At 47.3% G+C, this 14,706-nt stretch carries 9 protein-coding genes and 1 riboswitch; of the genes, 6 read left to right on the top strand and 3 right to left on the bottom strand.

Annotated elements, in window-relative coordinates; all coding sequences use genetic code 11:
- The first annotated feature begins 238 nt into the window (after positions 1–238).
- Positions 239–4,447, top strand: a complete 4,209-nt coding sequence (gene fdhF / locus ACQEXT_RS04515) for a formate dehydrogenase subunit alpha (protein WP_426950801.1) — start codon at positions 239–241, stop codon at positions 4,445–4,447.
- Positions 4,448–4,670: 223 nt separating this feature from the next.
- Here the strand turns inward: fdhF and ACQEXT_RS04510 are convergent, their stop codons facing one another.
- Positions 4,671–5,405 (bottom strand): beta-ketoacyl-ACP reductase, encoded by a 735-nt coding sequence (locus ACQEXT_RS04510; RefSeq protein ID WP_426950800.1) that lies wholly within the window; start codon positions 5,403–5,405, stop codon positions 4,671–4,673.
- 295 nt (positions 5,406–5,700) lie between these two features.
- A riboswitch (FMN riboswitch) is annotated at positions 5,701–5,856 on the top strand.
- Between the two features lie 108 nt (positions 5,857–5,964).
- On the opposite strand from ACQEXT_RS04510, the gene ribB reads away from it, so the two are divergent.
- From ribB to ACQEXT_RS04490, 4 genes are all read left to right on the top strand, one after another.
- On the top strand, positions 5,965–6,621 hold the full coding sequence (ribB, locus tag ACQEXT_RS04505; protein ID WP_426950799.1) for a 3,4-dihydroxy-2-butanone-4-phosphate synthase: 657 nt from the start codon (positions 5,965–5,967) through the stop codon (positions 6,619–6,621).
- Between the two features lie 158 nt (positions 6,622–6,779).
- The gene (locus ACQEXT_RS04500; RefSeq protein WP_426950798.1) at positions 6,780–8,996 is read left to right on the top strand and encodes a GGDEF/EAL domain-containing response regulator; all 2,217 of its coding nucleotides are present in this window, start codon (positions 6,780–6,782) and stop codon (positions 8,994–8,996) included.
- 11 nt (positions 8,997–9,007) lie between these two features.
- Positions 9,008–11,218: an ATP-binding protein gene (locus ACQEXT_RS04495; RefSeq protein WP_426950796.1), complete on the top strand. Its 2,211-nt coding sequence runs from the start codon at positions 9,008–9,010 to the stop codon at positions 11,216–11,218.
- An 84-nt stretch (positions 11,219–11,302) separates the two neighbouring features.
- A complete protein-coding gene (locus ACQEXT_RS04490) occupies positions 11,303–11,446 on the top strand; it encodes a nucleotidyltransferase family protein (protein WP_426950795.1) in 144 nt (47 codons plus the stop codon).
- On the opposite strand, the gene ACQEXT_RS04485 is transcribed toward ACQEXT_RS04490, so the two are convergent.
- Entirely contained in the window at positions 11,436–12,647 is a 1,212-nt protein-coding gene (locus tag ACQEXT_RS04485) for a sugar efflux transporter (RefSeq protein ID WP_138970847.1), read from the bottom strand. The genes ACQEXT_RS04490 and ACQEXT_RS04485 overlap by 11 nt on opposite strands.
- Before the next feature lie 177 nt (positions 12,648–12,824).
- On the opposite strand from ACQEXT_RS04485, the gene ACQEXT_RS04480 reads away from it, so the two are divergent.
- Positions 12,825–13,712: an AraC family transcriptional regulator gene (locus tag ACQEXT_RS04480; protein WP_138970846.1), complete on the top strand. Its 888-nt coding sequence runs from the start codon at positions 12,825–12,827 to the stop codon at positions 13,710–13,712.
- 143 nt (positions 13,713–13,855) lie between these two features.
- On the opposite strand, the gene ACQEXT_RS04475 is transcribed toward ACQEXT_RS04480, so the two are convergent.
- Positions 13,856–14,704 carry an ABC transporter permease gene (locus tag ACQEXT_RS04475; RefSeq protein WP_331417203.1) on the bottom strand — a complete coding sequence of 283 codons (849 nt, stop codon included), beginning with the start codon at positions 14,702–14,704 and terminating at the stop codon, positions 13,856–13,858.
- Positions 14,705–14,706: the final 2 nt, after the last annotated feature.

Below are 14,706 nucleotides of genomic sequence, written 5' to 3'. Positions count from 1 at the left end.
TTTTCAACACAGTTCGTAGGGTTATATATAACCCTAAAGGGGTGTATCAAACATCTATTGATAAGAATCAACTAACTGAGGAGAGCGACAGCGCATATTGATCAATTAGCACGGAAGCACAATGATGACTTTTGTTCAAAAAAACGCCACACAATGCGTTTTTTGTCACACGTTGTTTCCTTGCCAGGTGTTATCCTTATAAAATGTAAGGCTTTAAAAATTACGCTGTGAGGGTCTTATGATAGAAATCGTAATTGACGGAAAGTTCCGGATTGTGGAAGAGGGTTCTACTCTTCTGGAAGCAGCAAAAGTGTGTGGCGTCGACATACCTTCATTGTGTGGATTAAACAAATCCAAGGCCAAGGTGCCTTGCGACCTGTGTGTCGTCGAAGTGGAAAGTGGCGGCACTCAACGGGCGTGCGAACTCAAAGTTTATCGCGGTCTCAACGTAAAAACCCAATCAGAGCAGCTCAGTGCTCACCGGCGTAAAGCGCTTAACACCATAATGCAAGACCACTACGCTGACTGCGAAGCGCCATGCAAAACCGCTTGTCCTGCTGGTGTCGATATTCAATCTTATCTCTACTTCATTGCCCAGAACGACCATCAAAAAGCGATTGAGGTCATCAAACGCACCCTGCCAATGCCACTCTCTATTGGCCGCGTATGCCCTGCTTTCTGTGAGAGTGAATGTCGCCGCTCTTTGGTCGACGACTCGATTGCAATCCGCCAACTAAAACGACATGCCGCAGATGCAGACCTTGCTGCGCAAGAATCCTATGTACCGGAGAAAAAACTAGCCAAAGGACTCTCTATTGCTGTGGTGGGCAGTGGCCCTGGCGGTTTGACTGCTGGCTACTATCTCTCCAATGAAGGCTATGATGTGACGGTGTTTGAGTCGATGCCAAAGGCGGGCGGATGGTTGCGCTACGGGATCCCAGAATACCGATTGCCAAAAGCGATCTTAGATAAAGAGATCGAACTCATGTGCCGCAACGGCATGCAGATTCAAACCCGTAAAAAACTCGGCGTCGATTTTACCTTATCTCAGCTAAGCGACGAGTATGATGCAGTCTGTTTGGCTGTTGGTGCGTCATTGGCGGTTGAGATGAACTATCCGGGCAGTGACTTAGCAGGCTGTTATCTCGGCGTCGACTACCTGAAAGATTATGTCACAGAACAACACTACACTACCGGGAATAAGGTCGCGGTCATCGGTGGGGGTAACACCGCGATTGACTGTGCGCGAACCGCTCGCAGAACGGGGGCTGAAACCACGATTATCTACCGCCGAACTCGTGAAGAAATGCCCGCTGAAGAGTATGAAATCGAAGAGGCTGAACACGAAGGCGTACAATTTCTGTTCTTAACGAACCCAGCTCAAAATATTGCAGGCTCAGATGGACGAGTAGAAAAAGTCCAGTTGGAACGTATGGCATTAGGCGCCCCCGATTCATCAGGCCGCCGGAGACCAGAGGCGACAGGAGAGTTTTTCACCCAAGAATTTGACACCGTAATCGCCGCTGTATCGCAAAAACCAGACTTAAGTTTCCTCGACGACGATTCACTTTCAATCCCACTAACGCGCTGGAATACTTCTCAGTCTGACGACCAAACCATGCACACTGGCACGGGCAATATCTTTAGCATAGGTGATTTTCGGCGTGGGCCTGCAACCGCGGTTGAAGCGGTTGGTGACGGTCGAATAGCAGCCAAAGCCATCGACCTATTTCTCAATGGTGATATGGCTGACATGCCAAAACCTGCCTTTAACTCACGCAAAGAAGAAAAGCTCGCTCAGGTCGATCCTCTCCACTTTGAAAACTTGCAGAAAGTCGCGCGCAGCATTATGCCCGAGCTGACACCCGCTCAACGTGAGCAAAGCTTTGATGAGGTCGAACTCGGTTTTGACAATGATGAAGCAATGAAAGAGGCGGCTCGTTGCCTAGAGTGCGGCTGCCAAGCCAATACCAGTTGTGATTTGCGGGATTACTCAACCGAATATGGTGCGCAACAGAACTTTTCGTTGCCAGTTGAAGTAAAAACACACCAAGACTGGCTCAATCTCCGTCACAAAGACACACGACATAAGTTTACAGTTGATCGTAGTTCAGAGTTTATCGAGTTTGATGCCAACCGATGTATCAGTTGTGGTCAATGTATTCAGGCATGCAGTGAACAAGCGGTGCATGGCATTCTCAACTTTGTTCACGACCAAAATGGTCGTCCCGCACTGAGACCAGATGACAGACCGCACTTCGGTTCCAGCCGCCATGGTCGAATCTTGATGGGGGACTCGAACTGCGTTCAATGTGGTGCTTGTATTCAGGCCTGTCCGACGGGCGCTATGGTTGACAGTCGAGATCGCTCACAGGGTCGCGAAGAGTCGCTCAAACATGTCGACACCATTTGTACCTACTGTGGTGTGGGGTGCAAGTTAACCATGCATGTTGACGAGAAAGCCAACCGAATTCGCCGCATAACCGGTGCCAATTCTCCAGTGAACCAAGGCATGCTCTGTGTCAAAGGACGTTTTGGTTTCGATTTCATCGGTGATCAAGCTCGCTTAACGACGCCGCTTATCCGTAAAGACGGATGGTTACAGCCCGCAAGCTGGGATGAAGCTATTACTCTGATTGCCAGTAAATTTGCCGCTCTCAAGCAAGATTTTGGTGGCAATGCACTGGCAGGATTCTCATCAGCCAAAACCACCAACGAAGACAACTATGCCTTCCAGAAATTTATTCGTCGCGAACTAGGGACAAACAACGTTGATCACTGTGCTCGTCTCTGCCATGCGTCGAGTGTCACCGGACTAGAAGCCTCGCTCGGTAGTGGCGCGATGACCAACGACATTCCAAGTATCAAACACTCGGATGTTATTTTTATTATCGGTTCAGACACCACCTCTGCTCATCCGATTATCGCTTCCCATATCAAGCAAGCTATCCGCCACCACGGTGCTCGTCTGATCGTTGCCGATCCCAAACGTATCGATATGGCCGATCATGCTCAGCTCTATCTCGCGCATCGCCCAGGGACAGATGTCATGCTGCTTAACGGCATCATGCAGCAAATCATCAAAAATGGTTGGTACGACCAAGAGTATATAGAAGAGCGTGTTGATGGCTTTGATACCTTGCTTCAGGAAGTGATGTCACCTGCTTATGCTCTGGATAAAGTTGAGCTAGTGACAGGCGTCAGCGGTGAAGACATTTTTGCTATGGCGAGAATGATAGGAACAGCCAAACGAACCGCTGTTTACTACTCGATGGGGATTACACAACACACCACAGGCCATGACAACGTTCGCTCTATCGCCAACTTGCAGCTACTGTGCGGCAACATCGGTATTGAAGGCGGCGGTATTAACCCACTCCGTGGTCAGTCTAACGTACAAGGAGCCTGTGACATGGGCGCGCTGCCCAACAGCTACCCAGGGTATCAGAAAGTCTACAACCCAATGATTCGTCAGAAATTCTCGATCGAATGGAATGCAACTCATCTACCTTCTGAACCGGGGTTAACTCTCACTGAAATCATTGATGGTGCATGCCAGCGTACGGTTCGAGGTCTCTATATCATGGGGGAAAACCCTGTCCTTAGTGACCCAAATCAAGCGCATGTTATCGAAGGTTTGGAGGCACTGGATTTCTTGGTTGTTCAAGACATCTTCTTAACAGAAACCGCTCACTACGCGGATGTGGTTCTACCTTCATGCTCATTTGCGGAAAAATCAGGCCACTTTACCAACACTGAACGTCGCGTACAGCGTATCAATGCTGCCGTCAAAGCACCAGGAGAAGCCAAAGAGGATTGGTGGATCATCCAACAAATTGCTAACGCGATGGGAAGTGACTGGCACTATCAACACGTCTCTGACATTACCGCCGAGATTGCACGTGTTACCCCTCAATATGCGGGACTGCGCTGGGATGCGATTACCCCTGAAGGCGTTCAATGGCCGAGCAACAAAAACAATCCGAATGGTACTCGCATTATGCATCAGACACAGTTCACTCGCGGCAAAGGTCAGATGGTGGGCGTACCATTCCGCTATGCGGCAGAATTGCCTGACGAGGAGTTTCCATTGGTGCTTACCACGGGACGTGTTCTAGAACAGTTCCATACCGGTACCATGACGCGTAAAACCAAAGGGTTAGATAATCTCGCGGGGCCACGTGCTATGATCAGTGTTCAGGATGCAGAAGCATTAGGTATTTCTAACGGTCAGCGACTTAAAGTCTCGACCCGTCGAGGAGAGATTGAGATAGATGCATTCGTGACAAAACGTATCCAAAAAGGCGTTATCTTTATTCCTTTCCATTTTGTTGAGTCGCCAGTCAATAGACTTACGACCACAGCAACCGACCCCCATGCCAAGATACCAGAATTCAAAGTCGCGGCAGTGAAAGTGGAACCCCTGCCTTTTGAGGCCGCCGTTTAAAGGTTGATAAAGAGAATAAAGCCAACTCACTTGAGTTGGCTTTCATTATGATTAAGCGACTTGATGCAAGAGGACCGCAGTGCCGATACGTGCCCAATCGGATGGCCTAACGCCATCGCACTTCCATCCACATTGGTTTTATCATCAAACCGAGCTTAAGCTGCCAAGGAAACGGCCAATTGGAGTACGTTTTGCTGCGACGATATAGACTTTATTGTTCATCTTATAGCACCAACCCACCATCAATTTTCAACACTTGCCCTGTGATAAAACTTGACTTGTCACTGGCAAGAAACTCGACACCATTGGTAATGTCTTCGGTGGTTCCCATTCGGCCAAGAGGCGTTTTCTGCTTCATTAAATCGAGTACCTTGTCTGGCAGATTTTCCGTCATTGGTGTCTGAATAAAGCCTGGAGCCACACAATTAGCTCTAACCTGAGCCCCTTTGCGAGCAAACTCTTTGGCCCAACTTTTTGTCATTGCAATTACGCCACCTTTTGACGCTGCGTAGTTGGTTTGACCAATATTGCCATCGGTGCCGACAACCGAAGACATGGTAACAATCGATCCATAGTTATTTTCAATCATCAGTGGCGCAACCGCTTGAGTTAGGTTGAACACGCCTTTTAAATTGACATCGATTACAAAATCCCACTCTTGCTCGGTCATGTTCTCGATCAGCGCATCACGCGTCACGCCCGCGTTATTAATCAAGACATCCACTCTTGAATGACGTTCTTTCACCTGAGCGATAAAGGCTGCAATCGCCTGACGATCACAGATGTTGAGCACGACAGGCTCTACATTGTCACAATGGTTAAACGCTTCAGATAACCCTTGCGCATTCATATCCAGCGCGTACACGCACTTGGCTCCATTTTGAGAAAAACGTTCAGTGATAGCCCGACCTATGCCTTGGGCGGCACCCGTTACGATGCAAATTTTGTTGTCAAACATGTCCTTATCCTTTGTATACAACGAAACATTAACTGACGAAGCTGAACTGACGGCTAGTTCGCCTTACTGCTTATTATGAACTCAAATTGTGTTCGAAAGATGGCGTTATGCATAAGTTTTAATGACGGACTCACTATGGGTTTTCTGGTTTCCCAGTGTCGCCTATGAATAATATGAGCCACGAACCAAACCTAAAAGAATCCTCGTTGGCTTAATTATTCTTGTCCCTTGAGCTACTGTATTGATTTTCCTATCAGAACCGATACAATCCCCTCGCTATATTAGCAAACGTTTAATTTATTCTCAGGGCGGGGCGAAATTCCCCACCGGCGGTATTCCCCTAGCCAATTTTGACATTGGGGTGAGCCCGCGAGCGCTCGATACGTCGAGGTCAGCAGATCTGGTGAAAACCCAGAGCCGACGGTTATAGTCCGGATGAGAGAGAATGAAAACACACCACGCCAGCCCTTGCTGCTGTGGTGCATTTCGTTTTGGCTGTGACTTTTCATGTCGCAGTACTCATGCATGCCCTGATTCTGGTGATATTTAGGAGTTAACCATGAATCAGTCATCACTACTAGCCGAATTCGGCGACCCAATCACACGCGTTGAACAAGCACTCATTGCCCTCAAACAAGGCCGAGGTGTACTGCTGCTTGACGATGAAGACCGTGAAAATGAAGGCGATATTATCTATTCCGTCGAATCTCTTACCACTGCACAAATGGCATTGATGATTCGCGAGTGTAGCGGGATTGTCTGTCTTTGCCTGCCAGAAGAGCAAGCGGATCGTTTAGAGCTAACCCCAATGGTCAGCAATAACAACAGTGCCAACCAAACCGCCTTCACGGTTTCAATCGAAGCAAAAGTCGGTGTCACCACTGGCGTTTCTGCTCAAGATCGCGTAACGACGATTAAAACGGCTGCAAACCCTCTGGCAAAACCATCGGATTTGGCACGTCCAGGCCATGTGTTCCCTCTTCGTGCACGCAAAGGTGGCGTTTTGGTCCGTCGTGGACACACAGAAGGTACTATCGACTTGATGCAAATGGCAGGGCTCCAGCCTGCTGGTGTGCTTTGCGAAGTCACCAATCCTGATGGAACAATGGCCAAAACAGCCGAGATCGTTGCCTTTGGTAAACTGCATAATATGCCTGTTCTGACCATCGAAGATATGGTGATGTACCGCCAACAGTTCGACCTAAAGCTTGCATAAAATCTGATTGCCAAGCCCATCATTTGGGCTTGGCTTACAAAAGTCTTATCGCCAAAACCCTCAGCCGCTATCTTTTCTAAAATCAGTCATATTTCGCATCTCTATACTTCTAGGACTAAACTTTTATCTTAGTGATATCTCAAAGGATAGAGGGTCGAATGGACGAGGAACAAAACTCAAACGATGATTTGCTGGTCATTATTGAAGATGAGCCAGATACGCTTGACACAACGTCTCCGAAACTTACTTGGCGAGTACTGATCGTTGACGATGATCCAGATCTCCATCATGCGACGACGTTATCCCTAAAAGACATCATCATCGAAAACCGCCCAATCGAGTTCCTTCACGCCTATTCCGCTGCGGAAGCAGAACAGGTACTGAGTCATGAAACGGATATCGGTGTGATACTGCTTGATGTCGTCATGGAAACCGACCGCGCAGGGCTTGAGTTGGTCGAAACCATTAGAGAAAAACTGCATTTAAGCGCGTTAAGGATCATTCTTCGTACAGGTCAGCCAGGCTATGCTCCTGAAATGGAGACCATTCAGCGTTATGACATCAACGACTATCGCACCAAGCCTGAACTGACTCGAATCCGCCTTTTTACCATTCTGACCAGCGCCATCAGAGCCTATCAACAGATTTGTAATCAACATACCATGCGCCAAGGCTTAGAAAAGGTGGTCAAAGCGAGCACTGAACTCGCCCACTATCATGGCATGCGTATGTTTGCAGAAGGGGCAGTAAAACAGATCAGTGCCATCATTCAGATAGAACCCGATGGCTTAATTTGCGTTCAGGAAAGTCTATCGGATTGCGCTTCATCTTCCGCGCAGATCATCGCAGCAGCTGGCCGCTACCAACCGTATGTTCAGTCTCCAATAGAGCAACTGGACTCACACAACATCCGCGACCGAATCCTAACTTGCCTTGAAAAACGTGAAAATCAACTTGAAGATGGGCTAACTCTCTATTTTTCCACAGAACATGGCAGAAAATTGGCCGCTTATGTGGATGTGAATCGCCCTTTAGAAAGTGTGGATCAGCATCTTCTCGAAGTGTTGTGCGCGAATCTGTCGGTTGGTTTTGACAATGTCTTGCTTTATAACCGTCTTGAGCAGCAAGCATTCACCGATCCTCTACTCAACATACCCAACCTAAACAGCCTATTGCAGTATCAACTTTCCTCCTCTCAATCGGAGCATTCACAAGTCATGGCTCTGATTGACATTGATGACTTTTCCGTTTTCAACGACAGTTTCGGTCACAAACTAGGAGATGATCTACTCATCGCAGTTTCCGAACGACTTAGCCACGCTTTTCCAAACTGTTTTCTATCAAGAGTTGGCAGTGATGTATTCGCCATCATTGGTTCGCAAAAAGAGGTCACCGACTTGACCATCAGCAACGTTTTCCAATGTAACTTCACGGTTGATGACCAACCTTTCAAGGTCATGGCAAGCATCGGGCTGGTTGAACTCTGCCAAGGCGAACAACTCTCCGAACGTTACAAAGATGCCCAAGTCGCGCTGAAACAGGCCAAAATGCATCATCGCGGTGCTGCCATGACCTTTTCACAGAACATGGGGCAAAATGCTCGCGACAGGATGCAACTTCTTATCGAACTTAAACAGGCACTGGAAGAGAATGCCCTTTTTCTGATGTATCAGCCAAAGTACAACCTCAACACACTCGAGTTAACTGGCATCGAGGCCTTGCTTCGCTGGCGCAATAAACATGGTGATCTTGTTCCACCGGATCAGTTTATTCCCCTCGCAGAACAGTCTGGGATGATGGTGAATATTGGCGCGTTTGTTATCGAACGAGCCTGTCAACAGTTTAACCAACTGCTCAATAGTGTCGGCACTCAGATAACCATGGCGATCAACATATCTCCAACCCAACTTGATGAGCCAGAGTTCGTCCATCTACTCGAATCCAGTCTCAAACAACATGCCATTGCACCGCAGCAAATTGAGTTAGAAATCACGGAAACCATTGCTGCTAAAAACCTATCTGCATTGTGCGACGTGCTCAATCAAGTGCGTGAGTTGGGTTGTAAGATCGCAATAGACGATTTTGGCACAGGTTTCTCTTCACTCAGTATTCTGCATAAATTACCTGCAACGCGTCTGAAAATAGATCGTTCATTTGTCGATGCGATGGAAGAAGATTGCAGCATCGCGAAGATGATCGTCAACCTCGGTCAAACGTTAGGTTTGCAGATCACAGCGGAAGGGATTGAGACCTCTTTTCAACACGACAAACTGAAAGCATTTCACTGTGAAGAAGGGCAAGGATGGTTGTTTGCCAAAGCGATGGAAATGGAACAGTTGATAACCTTCGTCTCTCAACCGGACGACAAACAATAAGTGAGCCAGCGATGAATAATCCGGACATCCCACCAGCATCCAACTCTGGTCAATCAACTGACGATGCTATTGCCAGAGTTCACACTCGATCCGCAGCCTTGATTCGTCGTTATCGCGCTATGATTTACGGTGGCCTGATTCTGATTGTACTGCTCACTCTAGGCAACACGTTTTATCTTAGTAACCAGCTCAAATCACAGCTCCTCACACAACAAACGCAAAAAGGAATGGAGTCAATGTTGTCTCTCAACAAGACACTCTCTGTTTCTCTTAACCATATCGACCGCATGCGTGGAACACTGGAAACCGCCTATTTGTATCCCGAGCTTATCCCCCGAGATGGCGCTCTTGAGTACCTCAAGCAGATAACTCAAGACTCGCCTAAAAACGCGCCGTGGGAAAACTTGCCCCCAGACGTGAGACTTAAATTGGGGCAACTTTATGTTCGCTCAAATCCTAGAGATTACACCTTCGACGTCAGTGCATTGCTCACAATGACCAGCGAAGTCGTTTCAACCCATCAGCAATACAGTGATTTTCAGTGGAGCTATTATTACGATGCCAATGAAGTACTGACTTACCTCTATCCTTGGTTAAGCTACCGTGATCTTATGGCAGCGACAGAAACCGACAATATGGACGACACCCTGGATATCATCTTTCAGGCCGGAGGAACCTTTCCACTTAAACTCATTAACCCTAGATCAAACCCGACGAAGCAGAAAGTTTGGACAACGCCCTATATGGATGCGGGGGGAAAAGGCATGATGGTTTCACTGCTGGCTCCTGTTTATCACAAAGAGGACTTTATTGGTGCTGTCGGTACGGATATCACTCTTTCCGTCCTAGATAAAATTCTCACTAAACGACCACTCGACCTCGGTCGTTTAGTGATTGTCGATGACAAAGGCTTAGTGATTGGCGACAGTGATGGAGCCTTGACAGACAAAACAGAGAGTCAGTCTCAACACGGAATTCTGACGTTGATGTCCATTGGCGAAGCCCATCGTGTGATCCATAGCGAGTTGCAAAACGTCTCCGATGGTTATTGGGTCTCTTTCATACTACCCGACACTCCTTGGCGACTCGTTTTAGAACTGACCAACAGCGAAATAAACCAATATGTCTTCGATAGTCTGTTACCCAACTTAATGCTCGCCTCAACCTTTACTGCGCTCTTGTTGTTCGTCGTACTCTACCAGCATTGGAACTTTAGTCAGCCAGCACTGCGCTTAGCGCAATTCGTTGAAGATTTGCCCAGTCAAGAGACCCCTGTTATTCCAGATGTACCTTCTCGCTGGCAAAATTGGTTTAAACGCGCCGCAAACAGGGAACAGGATCGACGCCGCTACTTAGAAACCATCGAGCAACAAACACAAGATCTCGAACGTCGAGTGAATGAACGAACCATAGAACTGGAGCATACGCTGGAAACCTTGAAGGCGACTCAAGAAGAGTTAGTCCGTTCAGAAAAACTCTCAGGGCTTGGTTCTCTGGTCGCTGGTGTCGCCCATGAACTCAATACTCCTATTGGCAATGCAATGATCGTCGCCAGCAGCCTAAAAGATTTTAATCAACAGTTTGTCGAATCCATTCAGCAGGGATTAAGACGTTCAGCACTCGATAGCTATATCAGCAAAAGTACCGAGTCATCCGAAAGTATCGAGCGCAACTTGCGCAGAGCTTCTGAACTGATTTCCAGTTTCAAGCAAGTGGCAGTTGACCAATCGAGTTATCAAAGACGCGTGTTTGATTTGCAAGAGATCGCTCATGAACTAAAAGTTACTATGCTGCCAAGCCTTTCACGCCAACAAATACAGCTCGAAACCGAATGTGAAGAATCAATCAAAATGGACAGCTATCCCGGTCCTCTGACACAGGTTCTGATGAACCTACTCTCAAACGCTTTGGTTCATGCATTCTCAGATCAAGAGCATAGGATGATAACCATTCGCTGCCATTCTGAAGGTCACAATGCCATTATCACAGTTACCGACAATGGCCATGGCATAGCGATTGAGCATCAAAGCAAAATCTTTGACCCTTTCTTTACTACCCGTTTGGGTCAAGGTGGGTCAGGTCTGGGGCTAAATATCGTCTACAACCTTGTGACCGGACTACTTAACGGCAATATTCAAGTGAGCAGTGAACCAGGAAAAGGCAGTTGTTTTACACTGACGCTACCGCTCAATGCACCAAAAAGTGATACTCTCGAGTCCTAAGTTCAATCACCCATTGTGCCTTACACTTATGAAGAGAATTGTTGAGTTAATTACACAAGATCCTATCAGGGTTGAAGCGTTACGGTGTGCGCGGCATTTGGTTATCAGTCGCTGTTTGAGCTCAAACTCACTCACAACCCCAAGCGATGTAAAACCGTATTTGACCAGCGAGTATCAAGAAAAGGTTGGTTGAATCGCTGGCCAAAACTGACCGTGGTTAGTGACTAGAAATCGATGGAACCGTTGTTGGTAAGACGGTTTGTTGCTGACGGACTTTGTAGGTAAACAACCACAACAGAATCACAGCGACAATCACACCTGCAAATGAGACATATAAGGTCGAATAGTAGTTATACAACTCTCCCACAACGCCGACAGAGAGACTGGCCAGCAGCATACTGATACTCAACATGCTTGAGAACAAGGTCGAAGCGGTTCCCAAACGATCACGCATCATATCCTGCAATACAACCATTCCGAGCGTCGCACATACGCCGATAAAGAAGCCATTTAAAATTTGCGCCGCCAGCATAGTGACAAAGGTTTGGCTTGTTAACATCACCATATAGAACACAATTCCCGTCGCCACACCCAGCATCATCAACTTAATCGCACCGACCTTTTGCGCCAAACGTCCCGCCCATAGCATCACTGGGATCTCACACAATGCCGCCGCACCAAATAGAAAACCAAGCCAGTTTCCATCGACTTTCAGCTCCTGAGAAAGATATAGCGGCATACTCGTGATATAGAGGTTGTTCGCCGCAAAGGCGAATACCATCGCAACACAATAGAGCGCAACCAGTTGGTTAACACCTCGGCTGGATGGTTTATCTTGCGATGATTCACCAGAAGGCGCAGTAACTTCACAAGATGGCAATGAGGTTGTGATCACCAGAATGGCAATGGAAACGATCGATGCTGAGACCATAAACGCCGCGCTGAAACCGAAGCTCGCTTTGAGCATAAAGGCAGCAGGAGGGCCAAATACCCAAGCGATGGCGATACCAGCACGCATCGTTGACAGAAACGTCGTACTATCTTCGACATTCTTGTCCGCATACTCTCTTCCCATCGCAAACAGCTGACCAAATGAGGCACCGCTAACACTACCAAACACCGTTGCTATAGTGACTGCCAGCCAATAATCACGAACAAAAACAAAGCTCAGCACAGTGATCAGATAGCAAGATAACGCGACGATAAGAATCGTTTTACGCTGCCAGTTTTTATCCGACTGAGTCGCAATTAACTGTGAGACAATCACAGAGCTTACTACCGCAAGCACCATGTACATGCTCAGCATCATTGGGGATGCGCCTAACTGCTCAACGATAAACAAGCTTGATAGCGGATAAAAGAACGCACCGCACAAGCCTGAAACGAACGCTGTAAAAATAAACAATATTGCCGTTTTGTCTCGATACATACCCAAACGCTCCTATAGCCAACCACTCATATTGAATGGCGTTAGTCTATACAAAGTTATCGAGATTCAATGATGGTATTCGAGCCACATCTAATACAAATCCTTCAACAACAGTTATATCTTTGACAGAAAAACAACACATCGATTACTCTAACTGCCGTTATTGGAGGATGTCAGATGAAGCCGTTTATAGAAAATGTCCTTAACTCGCCCAGTTATGACTGGCTGGTAAGGGAGTATCACTGTCGTGTTAAAAATGAGCAATTCGCCTGCTCATGGCATTACCACGCCGAATATGAACTGGTTCTTTATCTCGACCCTCAGCATGTGTTTAACGGTAACTACTTTGCTGGCGATGCCATCGGGCAAGTGAATCACAACACTCTCCTACTCTATGGGCCTGGGCTACCCCATATGATTACCGGACAGCTGGCAGGCAGTGACGAGAAGCCACACAGCTCGATTATCGTCTGGCTTAAACATCATTGGATAGAGAAACTTCAAGCGGCGATCCCTGAGGCTCGCAATATCAAACGCTTGCTGGAAAATGCCGCCTTTGGTCTAAAATTCAGTGCGCAAACGGCCGAAAAAGTGTCTGCACTATTAAGTGGAATTGAAAGCAGTGAAAGGCACCTACAAGCGCTTAAAGTGATGGAGGTATTGATCCATCTCGCTGATGACAAACAGTCCGAAAAACTGTCTGTAACCCCTTATCGACTCAAAGAGTTATCTGGCGATAACGACGCACACAAACGAGTCGCTATGGCGACACAGTTTATTGAACGCAACTATCAACACGCAGTACGTATTTCCGACCTCTGTAAGGAACTGCATATTAGTGAAAGTTCAGCCTATCGTTTGTTTGAGAAGCACTATGGAGTGAGTTTTTCTGACCACCTAAAACAGTATCGCGTTGGTAAAGCATGTGAACTCCTCGCCAGCTCTTCCACCCCAATTGCCTTAGTCGCAGAGAAGACAGGATTTCAAAACCTATCGAACTTCAATCGCCAATTTCGCATGGTAAAACAGATGACTCCATCGCAGTTCAGAGCGCGTTTTAACTAATTCTATCCCCTCTCTTCTCGCCACAAATAAAAAAGCGCTTCGGACAGAAGCGCATTGGCAATCGCATAAACAGGGGGTATAGCCTACATGTTCTACCTGGATAGTTGTTATTGCGTTATTCCAAAAAACTCACACGAGAAGAATTATTCACTGATGCCTCTAATCTTGGCATTTCGGCGACGTAACATTTCCAAAGTCACCAGCAACAAAACCGACATCAGTATCAACATACTTGCGACGGCAAGTATTGTCGGGCTGATCTGCTCACGAATCCCTGACCACATCTGTCTTGGCACGGTACGCTGCTCCACACCAGTGATGAAAAGCGCCACCACGACTTCATCAAATGACGTACCAAAAGCAAATAGACCACCGGAGATCATCCCGGGGCGAATCAATGGGAAAGTCACATGGCGGAAGGTATAGACTGGATTCGCACCTAAACTGTAGGCCGCTTTGACTAAACTCTGGTCAAAACCACTTAATGTTGCCGTCACGGTAATTACGACAAACGGCGTCCCCAAAGCAGCATGTGCAAGTACGATACCAGTGAAGGTCTGAGACAGATCTAGGCGGGTATAGAAGAAATACATCGCTGCGGCGGAAATGATCACGGGCACTATCATTGGAGAGATAAGAAACGCCATAATCACGTTGCGAAACGGGACGTTATTGGCGGCTAAACCCATCGCGGCTAAAGTACCTAGCACCGTCGCGACAATTGTCGCGCATACGGCAATAATGGTGCTATTTTTCAGTGCATTCAGCCATTGACTATTGGTAAACATATCCACATACCAGCGTATCGAATAGGCTTCAGGATCGAGACCTAGCATACCTTCTGTAAAGGTGAAGTACGGGGTCGCGTTAAACGACAGTGGCACGATGATCAAAATTGGCGCGATCAAAAACAAAAATACCAAAGTACAAAAAACCAGATAACCAAAATAACCTGCTCGCTCACGAGCGGTGCAATAAGTGGGTAATGCCATGA

It is taken from the genome of Vibrio sp. TRT 29B02 (assembly GCF_050113655.1).
GTDB lineage: Bacteria > Pseudomonadota > Gammaproteobacteria > Enterobacterales > Vibrionaceae > Vibrio.
Note: the sequence above shows the minus strand (reverse complement) of the source record. Positions and strands in the feature narration are given on the sequence as shown.